Raw genomic sequence first — 21843 nt, 5'->3', positions numbered from 1 at the left:
CCTATGAATTCAAACAAAGTGATACAGATTGTAGGCTATAAAAACACCGGCAAGACTACGTTAGTGTCCAGGCTGATCTCTGTGCTCAAGCGCAAAGGGATGTGTGTCGGCACCGTAAAGCATGACGGCCATTCTTTCGAAATCGATCACCCTGACTCGGATACGTGGAAGCATCGTGAAGCTGGAGCGGATCTGGTCGGGATCACTTCAAAGCATGGACTGACGGCTTTTGTGGAGCAGCGGGCTTACAGCTTGGAGGACATGCTGGCAAGAATGGAAGCGGCGGACGTGGTCCTTGTCGAAGGATTCAAGCAGGAGGCTTATCCCAAATTGCTAATGGTCAGGACCGCGGAGGATCTTCTGCTTCTTCATTCTGTCCGGAACATTAAAGCGGTCGTTTCCTGGATAGACCTTGACTCCCTGCCTTCGGAGCAGACCCTGGAAGTGCCATGGTTTGGAGTTGATGAGATAGACCGGATTGCAGAATATATGGAAAAAGCTCGTTTGCTTTGAGCCGGCAGGTTATGGCGAAGCGGCAGCGGGGTCTGACCACCGGCCGTGCAGAGCCGCAACGGGCGCAGGGATAACCACGCGCTGGGAAAAATAAGCTGAATTCGCAGGAGTTGAATGTTCAGAGCCCGTAACTTTTCCCAGGAGCTGCGTCCTGGCCTTCGTTTGACAAGAAGCCGTTTTCATTGTATGGTGAAGGTTATATGTCGTACTAGGGAGCTAAAAATCATAATGCCATTTGAGAATTACAGATTGAATGTTTTTGACCCGAAGCTGGAGCCGTTGTTGACAGATTTGTACGCACAGCACCGCATACGAGCCGCTAACATAGATTGGAGTTACCACGAATTTATCCCTTGGGAGCTGGGACGCAGCTTCAAAGAAACACCTTGGTCCCCCGATCAGCGCACTCTTCCCGATCCTATATATACCGCTGTCGAAACTTCGCTTCTCACTGAAGTCAACCTTCCGTTTTTTTACCATCATTTAGCTGTCACCTTTAGAGGCTCCTTGCAAGTGCTGCAAGATTTTATCCATACCTGGGTATCCGAGGAGGATCAGCATTCATCGCTGCTGGAGACATATTTGATCATCACCCGCAACGCAAACCCGCATGAACTGCACCGACTGCGCAAGACCGTGGTGGAGATCGGCTTTGTACCGGATTTCGATACAGCTATGGAAACGATGGTCTATACTACGGTCCAGGAATTGGCAACACTTGTTTTCTATAATAACGTAGCGAAGGCCGCGGCTCCTTACGACAAGAACCTGGCCAATCTGCTGCGCAGACTTGCCAAGGATGAGGCGCTTCATTTTGCTTTTTACCGCGATGCAGTAAAGGGATATCTTGGAGTCGACCATAATTTCATCTATTTCATTCACAAAGCCATTATAAATTTTGCCATGCCGGGTATGGATATGCCGAACTTCAAAGACCGGATGGACCTTATAGCCAAGGAAGCCAACTACGGGCCGGTGTCTTACTTCAACCAGGTGTTCGACCATTTGATGGAAGTATGGAGTGTCGAACAGCTTCAACCGAGCAGGGCGGAAGCGGAAGCGGCGAAGCGGGATTTGCTGGCTTACCGCGCCAAGCTAAAGCGGATTAGCGAAAGAATGGCCGCCCGGGGCATGCATTGAAATCTATGTAATGTGGAGCTGCAAAAACCGGCCGGTTTTTGCACTCTTTTTTTTGTTGATAGGAAATTATGATTACGGCGGCTGCGGGTAAAATGTTGATAAATTCGATAAAGTTCAACGAGGCGCTTATTCAATCATCTTCTCCACTATATCGCCAATGTAAGCCATTGCAGAAATCATCTATATCGCCACACATCTCAGAACGAGAAGCTCAATTGAACCGGTTCCTCGTTCTTGGCAATGGAGGCGTCTTTCCTGCGGTCGCGGTAAGGTTCCAGGGCATTCAACCCGCTGGCCGACAGCAAAGATTGTATCATCTTGGCCACAGGAGTGCGGTAGCTGTCGGGGACATACGCGGAGCCGCGGTACATATCGGCAAATTTGCCGACAAGGTGGGGGTAGTGGCTCTGCAAAGTCTGGAAGAACCACACCTTCACCTCGGATGTGCTGAACCGAAGGAAGGAAGACATGACAAAGGCAGCCTTTGATTCCACAGCCCCTTCGATCAATTGCTTCAAATCATCTTCGCAGTCGGTTATGAACGGCAGGATCGGCGCCATAAATATTCCGGCCGGTATTCCCTCGCTGTTCAGCTGTTTAACGGTCTCCAATCGCTTGGACGGAGAAGGTGTAGAAGGCTCGAACTGCTTCCAGATCGTCCTGTTCAATGTACTGACACTGATATTCACAGATGTGATATTCATCTTCTTGAGCAGATCGAGATCTTTAAGAATCAGCGGAGACCTTGTGGTTACACTGGTCGGGATTTCATAACGGGCCAACAGCTCCAAGCAGGCGCGTGTCAGGCCGGCCGTCGCCTCGACGGGCTGGTAAGGATCAGTTGCCGTACCTATCGCTACGTTGCCCAGGCCGCTGAGTCCTTTCCTCGTACGGCTCAGCTTCTCCAATTGGGCTTCCAGCGCCTCGGCTGCATTGGATTTGAGAAAAATGTGGTTCTGAAACGTGTCGTCCGCTTCCTCCCCGAGAAAGGAGTGGGTCGAGCGGGCATAGCAAAAACTGCACCCATGCTGGCAGCCGCGATACGGGTTGATCGACCATTGGAACGGCATCATGGGTGACTTAACGGCATTAAGTATGGTCTTGGACTGCAAAGTGTCGTAGCGTACAATACGGCGCTGCATGAATACACCTCTTTTTCAAACGAATGCGAATATATGTTCTTATTTTAACAGAGTCCGAGTAATAAAGCAAACCGTTAAGTAAACTGCGGACGGAGTGTATACGAAAAGGAAATTAACTGGCATGCCGTCAACGACCCAGTATTTTTTAGAAGACCAGATTTGTGTAAGCCAGATAAGATTTACCGAGGCGGTAATAATAGTCGACGACCTTCGCGTTCAAGTCCCTGTATTTGAGCGGTACGGGCGGCAAGGCATCCGCCTGCTCCTGCGTCCAAACCGCTTGGCCCGGTGCCACGAAACGGTTGTCGGCAATATGAACATGCTCAGCGATCACCGATCCGTGCATAATGACGCAGCTGCGGCCGATGTCAGCCATATAGATGGAGACATTTTGCCCGACGAATGTGTTGCGCCCGATGAACAAGGGGCCGTGTGCGCAAGTATGGTGAAGAATGCTCACGTCCCCATCTATATAGACGCCGACCGGGTGCCCGTTGATCAGCATGGTCTCTCCGGGATGGCAGTGGATAATGACATAATCCTGCAGATTGGTGCGGGGTCCTATGTAGCAAGGAGGGGAAGCGTCGGCGCGGATAATATTATGAAATCCCACGAACACATCGTCGGCCACAAAAACGTCTCCGACAATCATCGAGCCGGTGCCTAACACGGCGATGTCGCTGATATTGGGGTAAGCGGGGACGGGAGCTTCGGCCATGGGAGGATTCGGGGCGATAATCTGCATGAGCGGGTAGACGCCTGGTTGTCTATGCATCGTACTTCAACTCCTTTGTAAGAAGCTATGAAAGGGGCCCAAGGATCATGCAAGTACGAAGCGACACCGGAGCAGAGTATTTTTCGTGGAAACGAAGCGCTGCGAAGCACGGCATAGGTTTTGCAGCGGATTGATCAAGATGTCCAAAATTATGGCATTAAAGCTTAAGTATAATCCAGAGCAAACCCATAATTAGTTAGTAGGTTGTCTGCTGCATGATATGGGGAAAATCCTTATTCCGGATGAAATACTAAAAAAAGAATCCTCATTATCGGAGACAGAGTGGGAAAAAATAAGACGTCATCCCGTGTCAGGAGCGAATTTGGCTGCAAAACTTGGAATTCAAAATCGACACGTGATTGAAACCATACAAAAATCTCTTTTTGCGTTTACAAAAATAGGGTTTTTTTTATTGCAGTCGGCGGGGAACGCAGCGTAGGTCTGTTACTTGCTTTTGGCCAATTGATTCAGGGCCTCGTCGATCGTCGGATCCGGGCTGAGGCGGGCTTTAGTCCGGCTCAGGCGGGCGAGCCCGGCTGCTTGCGCGCGACTGCGTCGAGCAGCAGCTCGTCTTTGGCGGCATCCTGGCTCTCCCACGTCGCTGCGAAGCGGACGCGGTGGGAGACGCCCAGGATGTCGTAGCTTGCGGCCAAGTGCTGTCGGGCGGAGCCGACAATGAGCGTATGCAGCCGCAAGCTTTTGCGCTTGCCGAGCTCGGCAAGCCGGTCGCGCATGGCGGGCGATACGTGCCCGACACCGTCGGTGACCATGACGAGATCCGCGTCATGGAAGGCGGGCGTGCCGCCCACGAGCTCGGCGGCCCGCTCAAGCGGCGCGTCGAAGTGCGTGCCGCCGCCGAAGGCGAGCTGAGCGAGCGCATAGAACGCAGGCCAGTTCGGCCTGCGGTGGTAAAGCGCGCGCTCCTGCAGCTCGCCGCGCGCGCCGAAAAGCAGCAGCACGAAATCGCGGCGCTCCGACAGCGTGAAGGCGGCGAACGTCATCACGAACAGCTGCGCCAGCTTCAGCTTGGTGCCCTTCATCGAATGGGACGTGTCGATCATGCAGACCACCGGCCCTTTTTGCGGCTCTTCTAAAGTGCCGGTGACATTGTAAGTCATCAGCTTGCCTTCCAGCCATTTCAAGGCAAAATACGCCTCAAACTCTTCATCGGCGAGCAGACTGGCTTCGCTCGGCAGCATATGCGTGATGTCGCCGGACTGCCTGAGGTCGTCGTACGCCTCAGGCACCCGCTCGGCCTTGCGCCTTCTGCGCCGGGCCCGCAGCTGATGCAGGCTGCGGCCGACCTCGCGCAGAAACTCGATCAGGTCGGGATGCCGCTTCAGCTTCCCGACCCATTCGAGATACCGCTCGAACGGCTGCCGGCGCAGCCGTCCCAGCTCGCTCCCCCAGCGGCGGTTCGCAATCCGCTGGCTGGCTTCGAGCAGCTCGTGCACATTCAGGCTGTCCCGTTCCTCTTCGGAGAGGGTCTCCTTCAGCGAACGGTTCAGCCACTGCCCGAGCTCCGCCTCGAGCGCCGCGAGCGTCTCGCTGTCCCGCCGCTCGAACGCCGCAAGCTGCCTTTGCCTGCGCGCCAGCTCCTCCTGGGCCAGCTTCAGCTTCGCCCTCAGCTTGTCCCGCTTCATGAATTCCCGCCGCATCTCCTCCTGCAGCGCCACAATGCGCTCCTTTAGCTCGGCGATCTCCGACTCCACGAGCGGCCGCGAATCGAGGGCGGCTTGCTTCTCTTCCACGACCTTCTTCCCTTGATGCAGCGTGAAGCCGACCAGCTGAAGCTGCTCGATCTGCTCCTTGGACAGCCGTTCATTCATTTGCGCACGCATGGAGTCGGGTCCCTGCTGCCGCTTCTTCTCCATGCCGATCGCAGGCTGCGATTCTGTCTTTTTCCTGCGCGCCTCTTCCTGCTGAAAGCTATTCGTTAGCCACATTAACGATTTAACGGCTGTTTTGAAGGAAGCGCTTAGCTGTCCCGCCGTGCGGGGATGGATGGTGCGGTAGAAATACTGCTTGCGCAGCGTTCCGACCAGCCAGCGGTGAAACGGGTCCGCTTCGCTTCCCGCGTCTGTTTCCGGCTTCGCCAGATAAAAACAGAAGAAAAAATCCTCCAGCAATTCCAGCGCAAACCAGGGAACCTGCCCGCTCGCTGCAGCCACCCAGTCCTTTGCTTCAGGGGATTGGGAGAGGTAGTCCTGAAGCAGTACCCTGTCAACCTGCGTGCTCCGGATCATAGGCCCAGCCTCCCGTTCTACAGCGTGTAATCATAAGAAGCTCCAGGAATATCCCGGTCAAAAAGTGTGCGGTACAGCTTCTGTAGTGCCTGCAGATGCTTCTCTCCTTCGATGCGGAGCCCTATCATCTGGACCGCGATTTTGCCGGCGTCGAGAAGGAGGAAGTTGTTCTCCAGCAACTCGTCCTGCAGCCGGCTTTCCCGCTGCTGCCATTGTATGAGCTTGCCCCGCAGGCTGCGACCTGTGTCCTCCAATTCGGAGCCGCACTCTTCGAGCAGATCACGCAGCCGCACGGTGGCGTCATGGCCGAGCTTCGCCCCCATCTCCTTTTTGAACTGAAACGAATGCAGCTCCTCTTCATGCCTCTCCCACTTGGAAACGACCCGGGCGGAATGCTGCAACGGAAGCTCGTTTTCCATCTCCTTTTGCAGCACAGAACGAAACACTCCGTCAAAAAGGGCACGCACCTCCACCAGATCCTCCGGCTCGTCCCAAAGCATATGCGGAGTAAACACGGTGTCGAGCAAATCGACAGAGGTCCGGCCGTTCAAGGCTGCCGAGGCTTTCCAGAGGGAACCGATTTTCTTCCACCGACGGTCGGAGATTCGGTACTCTTTTTCCTCAAGGGCGGTCTTGAGCTGGAACAGCATAAAAATGTACGCTTCCCCGATCGTCACATCTTCCGCCGCGCTGCGTACGGCTTCAATATCATCCAGGCTCAATAAAGAAGGGACTGGCCTCTTCGGAGCCTGGAACATGAGCTCATAGCTGGAAATTTGCTGAAGGAAGCCTACTTCGTAACGGATCAGGAAGCGGTCGTAAAGCGCGTCGAGCAGCTCCGAATCTTCCGGCAGTTCATTGGACGCGGCGACAAGAAAGAGGAGGGGAGAGGGTTCCTTTATCCGTCCGTTAAAAAACACCCGTTCGTTCAAAATTGACAAAAGCGAGTTGAGGATCGCACTGTTCGCCTTGAAAATCTCATCCAGAAAAGCGAAAGAGGCACACGGCAAATAGCCTTCCGTCTGCCTGGTATAACGATCCTGCTTAAGCGCCTGCAAAGACACCGGGCCGAACATTTCATCGGGGGTAGTAAACCGGGTCAGCAAATAGTCAAACCAGCCGCCCGTGCCGAATACATCAGCCAAAGCGCGTGCCAACTGGGATTTCGCCGTTCCCGGAGGGCCGACAAGCAGAATATTTTCCCCGCCCATGGCTCCGAGAAATAACAGCCGGATCAATTCTTCCCGTTCGAGAAACCGTTTCTCCAGATGAGAAATCGCTTCCAATATATGTCTGCGTATTTGTTGGATATCTTTCATCGGTTTAGCCGCCGCTTGCCCTACGATATGTAGGGGAGCCAGGCGTAACCCCCCTTTCTGCTGCAGCCTTTCTATCTATTGTAACAGACGGGAAGGTTTATGTCCTTACCGCGCGTGCTGCTTCTGCTTATGGCGCATTTTGGTTTCGCCTGTTCCTTGACCTGCTTACTGCCGGCGTGATTCTATCATCCGTTAGTGCCGCCCAAATTGACACGCTTCTTCGTCGAATGGTTCTCGGTGCCCTCAGTCTTCTGTCCGTCCATAGGCAGCTGCACCAGCTCCCACTCGGTCGCCCCCAGAATCGGATCCGAAGGAAATTCATCGCCTCTTTTCAGCAGCTCCTCTCTGCCCCATTCCGTCTCATAAATTCCATCCGTCTCGATCGTTTCCCCGGAAACCGGGTTCATGCGTTCTTTTGCCATAAAGACACCTCTTTCCTTGAAAGTTATCATGCTTCTTGCATTAGAGTATCCGTTTTTGTGCGCCTTTATTTGAAAGGCCAAAGTATGATCGAGGGTTTGCTCAGGATAGTTTATTTTGACTATAAAAAACGTATGTTAGCGGTAAAAATAATAGAGACTGCGGAGTAATTTTTTGGATATTAAAATAGATGATTTAACTGGACCTGAAGTGGCTGCATTAGTAGGGGAACATCTTCAGGGTATGGCGCAACATTCACCGCCGGAAACTGTACATGCCCTAAATCTTGATGAATTGCGAAAACCGGAAATTACATTCTGGAGTGTGAATTATGAGTTTATTTTTGTGCCGCCCTCCTTAAGGGAGCATTGTTAAATCGTCCGTTATTTGAGCACAAGCGTGTAATCGCCAGTTACAGAGGGCACGTAAGCAGGACAGCGACAGCACTAACGGCGAACGGGCTATTGGAAAAAGCTTCTACGCAGGCTGTCCGGCCAGCTTCTCGAGCGTGCCCATCAGCGGAACATAAATCTCTCCGTCACGGAAGCCCATATCTCCGAGGGGGACTTGCTTCACTCCAGCTGGACTGGCGGTCCGGATCCGATGATTGGCCAAATCGTACTCGATCGTTACAAAATCCTTTCTTACAATGGCCTTATGCCGCTGTTCGTCCCATATGACCGTTCCTCCTGCAGCCTCTGCAAGAGGGCGGAGAGGCACCCTGACGTCCCCGTCGCTGTATTGATACTGATGAAAAACAACCCTAGCGGAGGCCACTATCACCTCTAAAGGAAGATGGCTGTTGACATCCTGCGAGCCCGGCACAGCCGCTGCTAAGGCCGCGTGCACACGGGCTCTGTTGAGATATAAAGCGTCCAGGTCCGCCGGCCATTGCTGGGTCCACTTCAGTTTTCCGACAGGAAACTGCACTGGTGCCACCTTCGGAGTGAGCGGTGCAAAAGCGTACCCTTTCTTTTTGTAAAAGGAAATGATCTCCGGCAGCGCCTTTACCGTTTCCTTGTGGCCCGGTCCGTCGTGCAGCAGAACAACCAGTTCGTGCTTCAGAGGCTGTGTGGCGACGGTTTGGACGATCTGCCCGGCAGGAACGTGATTGCCTTTGGAATCGCCGCTGTCGATATGCCAATCGTACACGATATAGCCGGCTTCCTTCATGTATCGGTAGTAATGCTGGTCGAAATGGCTGTAAGTGCCTCCCGGAGCTCTCACGAGCTGCGGCCGGATGCCGCTGATGCCGTACACAATCTGTTCCGTCCGCTGGACTTCGTTCCAGAACGTTTGAAAGCTGCTGTACAGACGGGTGTAAGCATGGTCGTAGCAGTGATTGCCGATGGCGTGGCCTTCCCGGAGCGCTCTGCGGATAAGGCCGGGTTCCTGTCCGGCTCTTTCCCCTTGGACGAAAAACGTCGCCTTCACACGTTCTCTATGCAGAATATCCAAAACTTCGGAAGTCAAAGGCGTAGGTCCGTCGTCAAACGTCAGATAAACAGTGGGGGGAGAGGGCTTGATATTTTGAGATGATAGCGCAGGATCTGCAGCTATGGTGTAGTGGGGAGACGACGCAAAAAACACTCCGCATACAATTAATGCGATCAACCAAAATTTCCTGATGAAGAGATAGTCCGATTTTCGCTGCGGCATCCGTTTTGATGTCTCCTTCCTCCATAATGGATGACCTGAATATTTTAGTTTGAACCGGAAACGTCAAAAGAACCCGAGGAAGGAATTACCTCCCGCAGGTTTTTGACGATGGTGAGCACAACCATCAGATTGAAAAGGTATAAAAGCGGTAAATCATATTGCTGGTAACTGTCGGCTTTTTCTTAGATTCGGGACTTTTGGGAAAACCATGTCGTACCGCGTCGTTTTAACCAGCATAATTGCTCAACTCCGCTCAAAACGCATTTGTCTTATTATAAAGTATTTTCATCTTCAACATAATTGCTCTATTTTTTGTGTGCCAATTCCGAAACTCTCTCAATCCACGCTTTGAATCACAAGAAGTTCGCCGCTCTTCAGCCGGATCGTCCCCTCCTCAGCCAATAGAACGTTGCTGATTCCCAGAGACTGTCCGATCGTTAAGGCAGCGTGGTGGAGGGGGTACTGAAACCCTTCCAGATCAATCCCCGTCACTTCCAAACTGAGCGGTAGCAGGGAGACATGGGTAAATCTCCCTTTTCTTACCGTCAAGCCGCGGTTGATAAGAGTCACTTGATTATGAGCGTCGATGATCGTGCAGCTAACCCCCTGCTTGAGGCCGATGCGAAGCAGATGGATGTTGGCCAAGGAATGATCTAGCCGCGTCCCCAGCGCCCCAAGCAAAACGATTTCCGAAGGCCCCTGCTCCAGCGCCCAACGAAACGCAAGCTCCGTGTCCGTCCAATCCTTGTCGACCGGGTCGTAGCTGATGAACGCTTTACTGGCGCTTCGGATCTCCTCCAATTCCTCTCCGGATACGGAATCAAAATCCCCCAAAGCGATATCCGGAGCCATGCCGTGCCGAACAAGGAATAAAGCGCCCCGATCGGCGCCCGCCAGCACATCGGCGGATCGGAGAGGCTCCAAAGCCCACGTGCCCAGCGACCCACCGGTACATATAACAATCCGTTTTTCTTTCATATTCCATTCTCCTGCCTCATTGATTCCTATTTTCCCATAATAAGACTCTGCCGGTGTTATGGCAAATCGTCGTAATAATCTGTTTATTTTATAAGTCCTGGTGGAGGTGGTATGTTTATTAGAGGGGTGGCCGGCACTCCGGTTTTTCTTTTTATACGGAAAGGTAGAGGTGTAGAATCGTATGGTATTGTGGGGCACAATTGTCAATATGGCCGCAATTATTGCAGGAAGCTTGATAGGTCTGATTCTGCCTAAGCTGAGCCAAGGCGTACGGACGACGGTGATGCAGGGAATGGGGATGGCGGTGGCTGTGCTGGGCGTGACGATGACTTTGAAGACGAATAATTTTCTGATTACCGTGGCAAGTCTTGTAGCGGGTGGAATACTGGGTGAGTGGTGGGGTGTTGATAAACGGCTGGAGCGTCTGGGCGCTTTACTCGAAAGGCTGTCATCAGGCAAAGGAAAAGGGAAGGGCAGGATTGCGGAGGGCTTTGTTACGTCTACTTTGATTTACTGTGTCGGAGCGATGGCCATTCTGGGTGCAATGGACGGCGGGATTCGGAACAATCATGATGTTTTATATACAAAAGCGATGCTGGACGGGTTTTCGTCGATCATTTTCGCTTCTGCCTTAGGCGTGGGTGTGATGTTCTCTTCCGTACCCGTCCTTGTTTATCAGGGAGCGATTGCCCTTGCGTCCACTTGGATCAGCTCACTGCTGGACCAAGCCATGCTTGATGCCATTATCGCCCAGATCACCGCGGTAGGCGGGGTGCTTATCCTGGGAATCGGCTTGAATATTCTCGAAATTAAAAAGGTAAATGCAGCCAATCTGCTTCCTTCCGTTCTCGTAGCAGCGCTTTTGGTACCGATGTTGGCCTGGTTCTCGTAATAGGGATTAGCCGGACAAAGCGGCCAAGTGATTGTGCTCCTGCGGCTTTTGCGCAAATTCCATGTCCAGCGAAGCGTCGGCCGGCAGCCGTATTACTACGGTCGTTCCCTGATTGATTTCGCTGCGGACTTCTATGCTTCCGTTGTGGTCCTCGATTATCTTCTTGGAGATCATGAAGCCGAGGCCGGTCCCGTTTTCCTTGGTCGTGAAGAACGGCTCTCCCAGCTTAGCCAGCTTGCTCTTCGGGATTCCGACTCCTTCATCGGTGAAACAAAGCGAAATGGAATGGCTGTCCGTGCGGGTGAGGTGAATAAAGACCTTGCCTCCGTCCGGCATAGCCTCAAGCGCATTTTTAAGGATATTAATAAATACCTGCTTCAGCTTGTTTTCCGCACAAAAGACAGGAACGGGATAAGGGGGAAAGCAGGCGACAAGCTCGGTGTTATTCATTCGGGCATGGGTTTCAAGCAGGCAGATGATACTTGAGAGCGTTTGCGTCACATCGAGGAGCTGGAATTCCATACGGCGGGGGTTGGCGAGCAGCAGCATTTCGTTAGTGATCGCAGAGATCCGGTCAAGCTCCGAGTCCATAATCTTAAAATATTCCCGGTGCCGCTCGTTATGCGCTTCGAGCAGCTTTACAAAGCCTTTTAGAGCGGTCACCGGATTGCGGATTTCGTGAGCCACTCCGGCGGCGAGCTGGCCGACAACCGACAGCTTGTCCGCTTGGCGCATTAAATCCTCGACTTTTTTGTCCTCCGACTTGTCCTTGATTATGGCGGCGTATCCCACTCTTTCGCAGCGTTCGTAAATAGGGCAGGCTGTAAAATGGACGGGGAAGACCGTACCGTCCTTCTTCTGGCGGAAGGTGTCGAAGCCCGCTATGCTGTGGCCGGAACCGATCTGCTTCCACAGCATTTCTCTTTCCCTGTGCAGTTTGGCCGGGATATTATCGTGCCGCTTGCCGCGCAGCTCCTCGAGCCGCCAACCGAACATCCTCTCATAAGCCTCATTGACATGAAAAATGTCCCCTTGTGCATCAATAATACAAAGCGCGTGGCTTGTGTCTTTCATGAGAAAATCCAGCAAATGGCTTTTGGCTGGCAGTTTGCTGTGTCCTTGTTCTTGCGGCTCAAAAGGTTCCTCGCTGTATACGATGTCGCATGACTTGAGGACCATATGTTTGAATTGCCCGCTGCCGTCATACACGGGCGTTCCTTCCGACCGGATCCTGATCGAGCGTCCGTCCGTAAGCTGCTGAACTTCTTCTATGTAAAAAGGGGAACCGGAGCAGACAGATTTCCTGAACCGCTTGACGAGACCCAAATCTTTCCGGCCGCAGCTGTGAAGCTCGATGAAATTCAACCCGATGCAGGAAGAGGCTTCCACGCCGATAATGTGACTATGGGAAGGGGAGGCGTAAAGTATACTTCCTTCGGAGTCCAGCACTTTGATCAATTCTTTCGATAACTCGACGATAGATTGATAGATGTATTCCTGCCCGCTGTGCGGCATGTCGATCGCAAGAAGCAGCCTGTTGCTCAAAGACATCCGTGACTCTCCCCCTCATAAGGAAAAATATTGCTGGATATAAGCCGATTTCATTGATATAGTTAATTATAATATAACTGAAAGGGCTTTCAAGAGCAAGTTTTTTTGGTAAACTTTTAGATAACCCGCCCTTTGTCAATAAGAGCGGGTGAACAAGTGGTATTAAGAATGATGTGCGTGAGGTGGAAGGAATTATGGTCAGTCCCATTCTGTCCGTCATTATCCCTACTTATCAAAGGTTCGGAATCCTCTGTGAGCTGATGGAATCGCTCCTGCTTCAGAACAAAAGCCGTGAGGAAATGGAAATTATTGTTGTTAACGATTGCGGGGAGAAGGTGGACGACGTAATCGGGCTTTATCCCGAATTGAATATTACTGTGCTGGACTTGGATACCAACCTGGGGCATGTCCATGCCAGAAATGCGGCGCTTGCCCGGGCCCGGGGTGAATATATTTTGCTATGTGACGATGACGATCTGCTTCTGCCGGGGCATGTGGACCGGATGTTGAAGCAAATTGCCGGCTTCGACCTCGTATATTCCGATGTGGAAATCGTCGATTACGCGATAACGGACGGAGCGCGGCAGCCCAAGGGCCGGATGCTGTTCGCGTATGAGCATGACCTTCAGGCGATGCGGAAATTTTCCACCTTCGTCCCTTCGGGCTGCCTCTACAGAAGGGAAATCCATGAACAGCTGGGCATCTTTGACGCGGAAATGTATCATTATTGGGATTGGGACTTTTTTCTCAGAGTGAGTGCCGGACACCGTGTAAACAGGGTACCCGTGGCCAGCGTTCTGTATTCTTTCAGCGGACAGAATCTTTCCGGCAATTTGGCGGATATGCGGCCTTATCTCTCCAGGCTGTGCGCAAAGCACGGTTTGGGGGAGCTGCCGGCCAAAAACTTCTTTCTGCTGCTGGAAGAGCCTGAGGTGAGGGAAAGGAAAGCGTCATCCGAGGTAGTCTGGGACGGAGCGCCGATCATCTCGCGCCTTGCTAAGCCGGCAGCGATGGGAGGGACACCACCGGCCGCATCGTCATTCCTTCCTCGCTCCTCAATCCTTGCCGCGGAGGCGGACAAGGATTGAGGAGCCGGCCAAAGGACATCACGACAATGGAGCCTGTCCAGGCCCAGGCCAGCGCCATATGGCCCGCATCCACCGCGGTGTAGATCGCGGTCGTTAGCGTTCGGGTGCGGCCGGGAATATTGCCGGCCACCATCAAGGTGGCCCCGAATTCCCCCACGTATTTTAGCGGACATTAAAAAGACTCATTTCGCCGGCGGGATTTCATACCCCATACTAGGATAAGGAGACCTTAGAGACCACACGCGGACCTGCCCCGACCGGACATTCACAGATGTTGGACTTGCTTCTTTTTTAACGAATAGCACTTGCGGCAGACAGGCATATAGCTTTCATTCCCGCCGATCTGGATTTGTTCCCCTTCGAACACAGGCTCACCGTCCTTGCAGCGCATATTCATGACCGCTTTCTTTTCGCAGATCCAGCATACGGACTTAATCTCCTCGATTTTATCCGCCGCCGCCATCAAATGCGCGCTGCCTTCAAAAAGATTCCCCATAAAATCCGTCCTCAGACCGTAAGCGATAACCGGTATGTTCAGAAAGTCCACGATTTCCGCAAGCTGCTCCACCTGTTTTTTGTGCAAAAACTGCACTTCGTCCACCAGCACACAGTTGGGATTCTGCTCCAGAACCATGGCGTACAGATCTGTCGAATCATTGATCATGACAGCGTCCTTCTGGATGCCGATGCGCGACGCGACTACGCCGATACCGTACCGGTCATCCAGCGAAGAGGTGAACAGCAGAACCTTTTTGCCCTGCTCCTCGTAATTGTGCGCGGTTTTCAGCACCTCTATGGACTTGCCGCTATTCATCGTTCCGTACCGAAAATATAGTTTTGCCAAAGAAAGACAGTCCCCTCTTAAAAAGTAAACCGGAATCCGGATTATTCGCACATAAGACCTTGCTTCAACTTGTCTATCATAACACGTTTCGACAGGAATTGACGAATGGATCTGATTACATTTTGTGTCATAAATCATGAATTCCGGCTGTATCATATGAGTAGAGAAAAGATTCAGATGGCGGGAGCGGATCAGGCAGCGGAGAGGGCGCGGCACCGGAAGGGCCGTATTATCCATCCCAAAGGAGTTGGTTAGGTAAAGATGGACAACAAGACTACCACAGCTTTGAATCTGGGGACGATCCTGTGCCGCTATTGCAAAAAGGTGATCGGCGAGCTCGACACGGAACGCGTGATGGTTATCTATACGGCTTGCAAGGATGAAACGTGCCGCCAGAACGGGCAGATGCACGAAGACGATTAGAAACCGTTAAACATTACTCCCAAGCGGGGTAATGTTTATTTTCTTCTATTAAATAAGGGCCTTGTGCCAGAATATAGATTTTATTGCTCTGAATTAAAAATTTTATCACAATTAGGGATAGTGAAATCGGCTCGCGTTTTATATAATAATAGGAATATAAAATTTCGGCTCCGGGCAAGCCGGGGGCTTTTGGCCTGTTCTTGTTACGGTTTATCGGGTGCGGCGACAACGCTGTGAAACCGCCATCTTGGGCGGCGTGCGGGGAATCTTTCTTTTTGATATGAAAATATTTGAAATTGATATAAACCCTAACCAATGATAAAATAACAAAAACTCCTGTTAAAAGACGGTCAAAAGACGTGAAAATTGCTGGAAATTGTTGAAAAAGGCGATGATTTTGCCGTCGGAATTTATTCATGCGAACCAATAAAGCTTCACGGCGAATTTGGAAATAGAGCAAAGAAAGAAAGGTTGCGCGAGATGAAAATTACTAACGGATTACCAAGCAAACAAGGTCTTTACGACCCGCAATTCGAGCATGACGCCTGCGGTATCGGGTTTGTTGCGCATATGAAAGGCAAGCCGTCCCATGAGATCGTTACCCAAGCGCTGACTGTGCTCTATAATCTGGATCACCGCGGAGGCCAAGGCAGCGAAGCCAACACAGGGGACGGGGCGGGAATTCTGCTGCAGATACCGCACAGTTTTTTTGCCGCCGAGGCGGATAAGCTCGGTCTGGAGCTTCCGGAAGCGGGACGCTACGGAGTAGGCATGGTGTTTCTCCCTACGGATGCGTCGCTTAGAGAGAAGTGTGAGAAGGCGCTCGAGTCGATCGTCCGGGAAGAAGGCCAGACGTTGCTCGGTTGGAGAACCGTGCCGACAAACAACTCTACGCTGGGCGATTCGGCGAGATCCGCGGAACCTTTCGTACGGCAGATTTTTATCGGGCAGAGCTCGGATATCCGCGATCAACTGGCTTTCGAACGCAAGCTGTATGTGATCCGCAAGCTGGCCGAGAAAGCGGTGCTTGAGCTGGAGGGGGCGGGGCAGTTTTACTTCGCCAGCTTATCTAGCCGCACGATCGTATACAAAGGGATGCTTACGCCCGAACAAGTGGACGGTTACTATGTGGAGCTCAAGGATCCGAGGCTTGAAACAGCGATCGCCCTGGTGCATTCGCGTTTTAGCACGAATACGTTCCCGAGCTGGGAGCGTGCCCACCCGTACCGCTATATGATCCACAACGGGGAGATCAATACGCTGCGCGGCAACGTGAACTGGATGCATGCGCGCCAGGCCATGTGCCAATCCGAACTGTTCGGCGAAGATATCGCCAAGATCATGCCGATTATGGACGCCGACGGCTCCGACTCGCAGATTTTCGACAATACGCTGGAATTCCTCATGCTGTCCGGACGCTCTCTGCCGCATGCGGTGATGATGATGATTCCGGAGCCTTGGGCCAAGCATGAAACGATGAGCGACGAGAAGAAAGCCTTCTATGAATACCACAGCTGCCTGATGGAGCCTTGGGACGGCCCTGCGGCGATTTCCTTCACGGACGGCCGCATGATCGGAGCCGTGCTCGACCGGAACGGACTTCGACCTGGACGCTATTACGTGACAAGCGACGACCTGATCGTGCTCGCTTCGGAAGCAGGCGTGCTCGATATCGCACCGGAACGCATTATCCGCAAGGAGCGTCTGCAGCCTGGGCGCATGCTTCTGGTCGACACGGAAGCCGGAAGAATTATTCCCGATGAGGAGATCAAGGGCCGGATCGTGAACGAGAAGCCATACCGCCAGTGGTTGAACCGGCATTTGGTTTCCCTGGAGGACCTCCCGGCTGCAATATCCGTTCCCGCATCGGAAGCGGAAACGCTAAACCGGCGCCAGCATGCTTTTGGCTATACGTTCGAGCATCTGCGCAAAATTATCGAGCCGATGTCCAAGACCGGCGTGGATCCGGTCGGATCCATGGGCTATGACGCGCCGCTTGCGGTATTGTCGGATAGGCCGCAGCTGCTGTACAGCTACTTCAAGCAGCTGTTCGCGCAGGTCACGAACCCGCCGATCGACTCCAACTTCGAGGAGATCATCACCGCACAAGGCACGACGATCGGAGCCGAGGGCAACCTGATTGACCCTCAGCCCGAGAGCTGCCGTCAAATTCGCATTCCGATGCCGGTGCTGACCAATGCCGAGCTTGCGAAGCTTCGCCACCTGAACCGCGAAGGGTTTAAGACCGTGACGCTGGAAATGCTATTTCCGGCGGCGGAAGGCGCCCAGGGACTGGAGAAGACGATGGAGGAGCTGTGCCGTCAAGCGGATGCCGCGATTGCGGACGGTGCGACCTTGATCATCCTTTCCGACCGCGGAGTGAACGAGAATTTGGCGCCGGTTCCCGCGCTGCTGGCCGTATCCGGCGTGCATCATCACCTGATCCGCAAGGGCACGCGCACAAAGGCCAGCCTGCTTGTGGAATCCGGGGAGCCGCGCGAGGTGCATCATTTTGCCCTGCTGCTCGGCTACGGAGCGGCTGCGATCAATCCGTATCTCGTGTTTGAAACCATCGAAGATATGGTGAAGATGAACATTCTGGCGAATACCACACCTGAGAAAGCCGCCTACAATTATGTGAAGGCCGCCACCAAGGGCGTCGTGAAGGTGCTGGCGAAGATGGGGATATCCACGATTCAAAGCTACCGTGGAGCCCAGATTTTTGAGGCGGTCGGCTTGAACCAGGCTTTTATAGATAAATATTTCAGCTGGACTTATACTCCGATCAGCGGGATCGGGCTGGAAGAAGTGGCTCATGAGTCGCTGAACCGCCACCAGCGCGCGTATACGATGCACGTGGAATTGGATCCGGTGCTGGATACCGGCGGCGAACTGCAATGGCGGCACGACGGGGAGGAACATCTTTACAACCCCGAGACGATTCACGCGCTGCAGACGGCGGTCAGGACCAACGATTACGGCAAGTACAAACGGTTTGTGAAGCTGCTCGCCAAGGATTCCCGCAAGCACGCTTCGCTGCGCGGGCTGCTGAACCTTCGTGCGGGCCGAAAGCAGGTTCCTTTGGCAGAGGTAGAGCCAGTGGAATCTATCCTCAAACGGTTCAAAACCGGTGCGATGTCGTTCGGTTCGATCTCGAAGGAAGCGCACGAAGCTTTGGCTATCGCGATGAACCGGATTGGCGGCAAAAGTAACACCGGCGAAGGCGGAGAGCATCCTGAGCGCTTCAAGCGCGACGAGAACGGCGATCTGCGCCGCAGCGCGATCAAACAGGTCGCTTCCGGGCGCTTTGGCGTGACGAGCAATTATTTGGTGAATGCCGAGGAGATCCAGATCAAGATGGCCCAGGGCGCTAAGCCGGGCGAAGGCGGACAGCTGCCGGGAACCAAGGTCTACCCTTGGGTTGCCGAAGTGCGCGGGGTTACCCCGGGCGTAGGCTTGATCTCGCCTCCTCCGCACCACGATATTTATTCGATCGAGGATTTGGCCGAGCTAATTCACGATCTGAAGAACGCCAATCCTCAGGCGAGAATTTCCGTGAAGCTGGTTTCCGAAGTGGGAGTCGGCACCATTGCCGCCGGGGTGGCGAAAGGAAAAGCGGACGTCATCCTGATCAGCGGATACGACGGGGGGACCGGCGCTTCGCCGCAAACCTCGATCCGACATGCGGGGCTTCCGTGGGAGCTTGGTTTGGCTGAGGCGCACCAGACGCTCATGCTGAACAACCTGCGCAGCCGCGTTGTCCTTGAGACGGACGGCAAGATGATGACCGGACGGGACGTCATCATTGCGGCGCTGCTTGGAGCGGAGGAGTACGGCTTCTCCACCACGCCTTTGATCACTTTGGGCTGTGTCATGATGCGCGTCTGCCATCTCGACACCTGCCCGGTCGGTGTAGCGACACAGAATCCGGAGCTTAGAAAGAACTTTACGGGTGACCCTGACCATGTGGTCAATTTCATGCGGTTTGTCGCGCAGGATGTGCGCGAACAGATGGCCGAGCTGGGCTTCCGCACGCTCGAAGAGATGATCGGCCGCACCGAGGTGCTCGAGGCCGATGAGGCTGCCGGACACTGGAAAGCGAAGGAATTGGACCTTAGTCCAATTCTGTACCAGCCGGAAGTGTCCGATGAAGTGGGCCGATACTGCACTATGAGCCAGGATCACGGGTTGGAACGCTCGCTGGACGTAAGGCGCATTCTTCCAGCCAGCCAGGCTGCCCTGGAATTCGGGGAGCACGTCCATATTACTTTGCCGATCCGCAACACGGACCGGGTTGCCGGAACGATTCTCGGCAGCGAAGTTACCCGCCGCTACGGAGCGGAAGGGCTGCCGGCCGATACGATTCGCCTGCACTTCAGGGGCTCGGCGGGCCAAAGCTTCGGCGCTTTCGTGCCGAAGGGCGTGACGCTTTCCCTCGAAGGAGACGGCAACGACTATTTGGGCAAAGGATTATCCGGCGGCAAGCTGATCGTGTTCCCTTCGGAGCAGTCGACTTTTGTGCCGGAGGAGAACATTATCATCGGTAACGTGGCCTTGTACGGCGCGACCGGCGGTGAGGCTTATATTCGCGGGATTGCGGGAGAGCGGTTCGCCGTCAGAAACTCCGGCGTGAAGGCTGTAGTAGAGGGCGTGGGCGATCACGGTTGCGAGTATATGACCGGAGGCCGGGTCGTGGTCCTGGGCAAGACGGGACGCAACTTTGCGGCCGGTATGTCCGGCGGTACCGCATATGTGCTCGACGAAGACGGCACCTTTGCGGACAACTGCAACAAGGACATGGTCCATCTGGAGCATGTGGAGGAAATCTTCGACATCAACGAGCTGAAGCTGATGATTCAGCATCACGCAACGTTCACGGACAGTACGGTAGCTCACCGGATTCTAAGCCGTTGGGATGAATATATCTGGAAGTTTGTCAAAGTAATTCCCAAGGATTTCAAGCGTATGTTCGAGTCTATCGAGCGCATGAAAAGAACGGGACTCAGTCAACAGGATGCCGTCATGGTCGCTTTTGAAGAGAATCGCAAAGACGTTGCCCGAGCCAGCGGAAACTAAACGATTCTAGCATATGAAGAATGGAGGGGAGCGCCTTGGGTAAACCAACGGGTTTTATAGAGCTTGAACGACAGGACTCCACAGAGCGCCAGCCTCTGCAGCGGATTCGGGATTGGAAAGAATTCTACAACACGCTTCCTGAGGAGAAGCTGCGCATGCAGGGAGCACGCTGCATGGACTGTGGAATACCATACTGCCATACGGGCAAACAAATCAACGGCAACGTGTCCGGGTGTCCGGTTAACAACCTGATTCCGGAATGGAACGACCTGGTTTATCGGGGGCGTTGGAGAGAGGCTTTGGACCGTCTGCACAAAACCAATAACTTTCCCGAGTTCACGGGCCGAGTATGCCCGGCTCCTTGCGAAGGCTCCTGTACGGTTGGCCTGATCGGTTCTCCGGTCACGATTAAACACATTGAACAGGCGATCGTGGATAAAGGGTTCGAGGAAGGTTGGATCGTCCCTGAGCCGCCTGCTTTGAGAACCGGCCGCAAGGTGGCCGTTGTAGGCTCCGGCCCCGCCGGCCTGGCCTGCGCCGCTCAGCTGAACAAAGCGGGACATACGGTGACCGTTTTTGAACGGGCCGACCGTGTCGGCGGCCTTCTCATGTACGGTATTCCGAATATGAAGCTGGAGAAATCCGTGGTGGAACGCCGCGTAGCGATCATGGAAGCCGAAGGCATCCGCTTCGTGACGAATACCGAAGTGGGCAAGGATGTCACCACCGACGTGCTGATGAAGGAATTCGACGCTGTCGTGCTTTGCGGCGGAGCCACCCGCCCGCGCGAGCTCAATATCGATGGGCGCGGCCTGAAGGGAGTCTATCCTGCGATGGAATTCTTGACGCAGAACACAAAGAGTCTGCTGGATTCCAATCTGGAAGACGGCCAATTTATCAGCGCCGAAGGCCTGGATGTGGTCGTCATCGGCGGCGGAGACACGGGGACGGACTGCGTCGCAACTGCCATCCGTCATAAGAGCAACAGCGTAACGCAGTTCCAGCACAGAGCGATGCCTCCGGAGCACCGCGCTGTGGATAATCCTTGGCCGGAATGGCCGAAGGTCTATAAGCTGGAATACGGGCATGAGGAAGCTGCGGCGGTTCAAGGCAGCGATCCGAGAGAGTATCTCATCTCTACTAAGAAGCTGGTCGGGGATGAGAACGGCCGTGTAAAAGAGCTCCATACCGTCCGGATCGAATGGCAGGAGGATGAAGAAGGCGGATTGGTGCCGGTCGAAATCCCGGGCAGCGAGAAAGTCTATCCGGCACAGCTGGTACTGCTTGCTATGGGCTTTGCCGGACCGGAAGGCGACCTGCTGGATCAGCTTGGAGTGGAGAAGGACATCCGTTCCAACGCCAAAGCCGCTTACGGCAAGTACAAAACCAACGTGGACAAAGTGTTCGCCGCCGGCGATATGCGGCGCGGCCAAAGCTTGGTTGTATGGGCCATTAACGAAGGACGCGAAGCGGCCCGTGAAGTGGACCGTTTCTTGACAGGCAGCTCTAACCTGCCGTAATACAAAACAGCGAATAACGGACAGCAGTAAGCTGCCATTCCGTTATTCGCCGTTTTTTGTTGCCGAGCACAAGCACTGAATAATAGCTGGAAACCTGATTTCGGAGTTAGCCCCATGGTAGTTTATGTTATCCATAGCGGATGTATAAGTCGAACTAAAGGAGGAAAAAACGGGGCTCGGCAAGTCGCGGTCATGTTGCAGGGAATATAGCTAAACAGGAAAAGCTACATCTAATCCTGCCTTCTTAGATGTACGAA

General features: G+C 53.6%; 16 protein-coding genes and 3 pseudogenes. 9 read left to right on the top strand and 10 right to left on the bottom strand.

Annotated features, from left to right (window positions below; genetic code table 11):
- Nucleotides 1-3: 3 nt before the first annotated feature.
- Complete coding sequence (mobB, locus tag ACZ5N7_RS12855) at nucleotides 4-513, top strand: molybdopterin-guanine dinucleotide biosynthesis protein B (protein ID WP_464654670.1); 510 nt, start codon at nucleotides 4-6, stop codon at nucleotides 511-513.
- Nucleotides 514-741: 228 nt separating this feature from the next.
- Nucleotides 742-1653: an acyl-ACP desaturase gene (locus ACZ5N7_RS12850; protein ID WP_464654668.1), complete on the top strand. Its 912-nt coding sequence runs from the start codon at nucleotides 742-744 to the stop codon at nucleotides 1651-1653.
- A 197-nt stretch (nucleotides 1654-1850) separates the two neighbouring features.
- Here the strand turns inward: ACZ5N7_RS12850 and ACZ5N7_RS12845 are convergent, their stop codons facing one another.
- Nucleotides 1851-2795, bottom strand: coding sequence for an SPL family radical SAM protein (locus ACZ5N7_RS12845; RefSeq protein ID WP_464654666.1), 945 nt, complete (start codon nucleotides 2793-2795; stop codon nucleotides 1851-1853).
- Between the two features lie 145 nt (nucleotides 2796-2940).
- A complete protein-coding gene (locus ACZ5N7_RS12840) occupies nucleotides 2941-3570 on the bottom strand; it encodes an LbetaH domain-containing protein (protein ID WP_464654664.1) in 630 nt (209 codons plus the stop codon).
- Between the two features lie 205 nt (nucleotides 3571-3775).
- Here ACZ5N7_RS12840 and ACZ5N7_RS12835 point away from each other — a divergent pair.
- Nucleotides 3776-4009, top strand: a pseudogene (locus ACZ5N7_RS12835) (HD domain-containing protein); the annotation flags it as partial.
- 79 nt (nucleotides 4010-4088) lie between these two features.
- Here ACZ5N7_RS12835 and ACZ5N7_RS12830 read toward each other — a convergent pair.
- From ACZ5N7_RS12830 to ACZ5N7_RS12820, 3 genes are all read right to left on the bottom strand, one after another.
- Complete coding sequence (locus tag ACZ5N7_RS12830; RefSeq protein ID WP_464654663.1) at nucleotides 4089-5816, bottom strand: hypothetical protein; 1728 nt, start codon at nucleotides 5814-5816, stop codon at nucleotides 4089-4091.
- 17 nt (nucleotides 5817-5833) lie between these two features.
- Nucleotides 5834-7135 carry an AAA family ATPase gene (locus ACZ5N7_RS12825; RefSeq protein WP_464654661.1) on the bottom strand — a complete coding sequence of 434 codons (1302 nt, stop codon included), beginning with the start codon at nucleotides 7133-7135 and terminating at the stop codon, nucleotides 5834-5836.
- 185 nt (nucleotides 7136-7320) lie between these two features.
- Nucleotides 7321-7557, bottom strand: a complete 237-nt coding sequence (locus ACZ5N7_RS12820; protein WP_464654659.1) for a hypothetical protein — start codon at nucleotides 7555-7557, stop codon at nucleotides 7321-7323.
- Nucleotides 7558-7729: 172 nt separating this feature from the next.
- Here ACZ5N7_RS12820 and ACZ5N7_RS12815 point away from each other — a divergent pair.
- A pseudogene (locus ACZ5N7_RS12815) lies at nucleotides 7730-7879 on the top strand (GNAT family N-acetyltransferase); the annotation flags it as partial.
- A 153-nt stretch (nucleotides 7880-8032) separates the two neighbouring features.
- On the opposite strand, the gene ACZ5N7_RS12810 reads toward ACZ5N7_RS12815, so the two are convergent.
- Nucleotides 8033-9214 carry a polysaccharide deacetylase gene (locus tag ACZ5N7_RS12810; RefSeq protein WP_464654658.1) on the bottom strand — a complete coding sequence of 394 codons (1182 nt, stop codon included), beginning with the start codon at nucleotides 9212-9214 and terminating at the stop codon, nucleotides 8033-8035.
- Between the two features lie 336 nt (nucleotides 9215-9550).
- On the bottom strand, nucleotides 9551-10192 hold the full coding sequence (locus tag ACZ5N7_RS12805) for a thiamine diphosphokinase (RefSeq protein WP_464654656.1): 642 nt from the start codon (nucleotides 10190-10192) through the stop codon (nucleotides 9551-9553).
- Nucleotides 10193-10373: 181 nt separating this feature from the next.
- Between ACZ5N7_RS12805 and ACZ5N7_RS12800 the strand changes: the two genes are divergently transcribed.
- The gene (locus ACZ5N7_RS12800) at nucleotides 10374-11084 is read left to right on the top strand and encodes a DUF554 domain-containing protein (RefSeq protein WP_464654654.1); all 711 of its coding nucleotides are present in this window, start codon (nucleotides 10374-10376) and stop codon (nucleotides 11082-11084) included.
- Nucleotides 11085-11090: 6 nt separating this feature from the next.
- Here ACZ5N7_RS12800 and ACZ5N7_RS12795 read toward each other — a convergent pair whose 3' ends face one another.
- Nucleotides 11091-12635 (bottom strand): ATP-binding protein, encoded by a 1545-nt coding sequence (locus ACZ5N7_RS12795; protein ID WP_464654652.1) that lies wholly within the window; start codon nucleotides 12633-12635, stop codon nucleotides 11091-11093.
- A gap of 194 nt (nucleotides 12636-12829) precedes the next feature.
- Here ACZ5N7_RS12795 and ACZ5N7_RS12790 point away from each other — a divergent pair, with 194 nt between their 5' ends.
- Entirely contained in the window at nucleotides 12830-13723 is an 894-nt protein-coding gene (locus ACZ5N7_RS12790) for a glycosyltransferase family 2 protein (RefSeq protein ID WP_464654651.1), read from the top strand.
- Here ACZ5N7_RS12790 and ACZ5N7_RS12785 read toward each other — a convergent pair.
- Nucleotides 13632-13880 (bottom strand): annotated as a pseudogene (locus ACZ5N7_RS12785) (hypothetical protein); the annotation flags it as partial. The gene ACZ5N7_RS12790 and the pseudogene ACZ5N7_RS12785 overlap by 92 nt on opposite strands.
- A gap of 108 nt (nucleotides 13881-13988) precedes the next feature.
- A complete protein-coding gene (locus tag ACZ5N7_RS12780) occupies nucleotides 13989-14567 on the bottom strand; it encodes a thymidine kinase (protein WP_464654650.1) in 579 nt (192 codons plus the stop codon).
- Between the two features lie 261 nt (nucleotides 14568-14828).
- Here ACZ5N7_RS12780 and ACZ5N7_RS12775 point away from each other — a divergent pair, with 261 nt between their 5' ends.
- The 3 genes from ACZ5N7_RS12775 to ACZ5N7_RS12765 all read left to right on the top strand — a co-directional run bounded on the left by ACZ5N7_RS12775 (nucleotide 14829) and on the right by ACZ5N7_RS12765 (nucleotide 21586).
- Complete coding sequence (locus ACZ5N7_RS12775) at nucleotides 14829-14990, top strand: GapA-binding peptide SR1P (RefSeq protein WP_464654649.1); 162 nt, start codon at nucleotides 14829-14831, stop codon at nucleotides 14988-14990.
- Between the two features lie 480 nt (nucleotides 14991-15470).
- Nucleotides 15471-20066 (top strand): glutamate synthase large subunit, encoded by a 4596-nt coding sequence (gene gltB, locus ACZ5N7_RS12770; protein ID WP_464654648.1) that lies wholly within the window; start codon nucleotides 15471-15473, stop codon nucleotides 20064-20066.
- Nucleotides 20067-20101: 35 nt separating this feature from the next.
- Entirely contained in the window at nucleotides 20102-21586 is a 1485-nt protein-coding gene (locus ACZ5N7_RS12765) for a glutamate synthase subunit beta (RefSeq protein WP_464654646.1), read from the top strand.
- Nucleotides 21587-21843 lie beyond the last annotated feature (257 nt).

It is taken from the genome of Paenibacillus sp. JCM 18996 (genome assembly GCF_055392555.1).
Note: the sequence above shows the minus strand (reverse complement) of the source record. Positions and strands in the feature narration are given on the sequence as shown.

Excerpts from the sequence above, each read along its gene's own strand:
- ACZ5N7_RS12845 (WP_464654666.1), bottom strand. The coding sequence starts at position 2,795 with ATGCAGCGCCGTATTGTACGCTACGACACTTTGCAGTCCAAGACCATA.
- ACZ5N7_RS12820 (WP_464654659.1), bottom strand. The coding sequence starts at position 7,557 with ATGGCAAAAGAACGCATGAACCCGGTTTCCGGGGAAACGATCGAGACG.
- mobB (WP_464654670.1), top strand. The coding sequence starts at position 4 with ATGAATTCAAACAAAGTGATACAGATTGTAGGCTATAAAAACACCGGC.
- ACZ5N7_RS12830 (WP_464654663.1), bottom strand. The coding sequence starts at position 5,816 with ATGATCCGGAGCACGCAGGTTGACAGGGTACTGCTTCAGGACTACCTC.
- ACZ5N7_RS12790 (WP_464654651.1), top strand. The coding sequence starts at position 12,830 with ATGGTCAGTCCCATTCTGTCCGTCATTATCCCTACTTATCAAAGGTTC.
- gltB (WP_464654648.1), top strand. The coding sequence starts at position 15,471 with ATGAAAATTACTAACGGATTACCAAGCAAACAAGGTCTTTACGACCCG.
- ACZ5N7_RS12795 (WP_464654652.1), bottom strand. The coding sequence starts at position 12,635 with ATGTCTTTGAGCAACAGGCTGCTTCTTGCGATCGACATGCCGCACAGC.
- ACZ5N7_RS12850 (WP_464654668.1), top strand. The coding sequence starts at position 742 with ATGCCATTTGAGAATTACAGATTGAATGTTTTTGACCCGAAGCTGGAG.
- ACZ5N7_RS12825 (WP_464654661.1), bottom strand. The coding sequence starts at position 7,135 with ATGAAAGATATCCAACAAATACGCAGACATATATTGGAAGCGATTTCT.
- ACZ5N7_RS12805 (WP_464654656.1), bottom strand. The coding sequence starts at position 10,192 with ATGAAAGAAAAACGGATTGTTATATGTACCGGTGGGTCGCTGGGCACG.
- ACZ5N7_RS12775 (WP_464654649.1), top strand. The coding sequence starts at position 14,829 with ATGGACAACAAGACTACCACAGCTTTGAATCTGGGGACGATCCTGTGC.
- ACZ5N7_RS12840 (WP_464654664.1), bottom strand. The coding sequence starts at position 3,570 with ATGCATAGACAACCAGGCGTCTACCCGCTCATGCAGATTATCGCCCCG.
- ACZ5N7_RS12810 (WP_464654658.1), bottom strand. The coding sequence starts at position 9,214 with ATGCCGCAGCGAAAATCGGACTATCTCTTCATCAGGAAATTTTGGTTG.
- ACZ5N7_RS12800 (WP_464654654.1), top strand. The coding sequence starts at position 10,374 with ATGGTATTGTGGGGCACAATTGTCAATATGGCCGCAATTATTGCAGGA.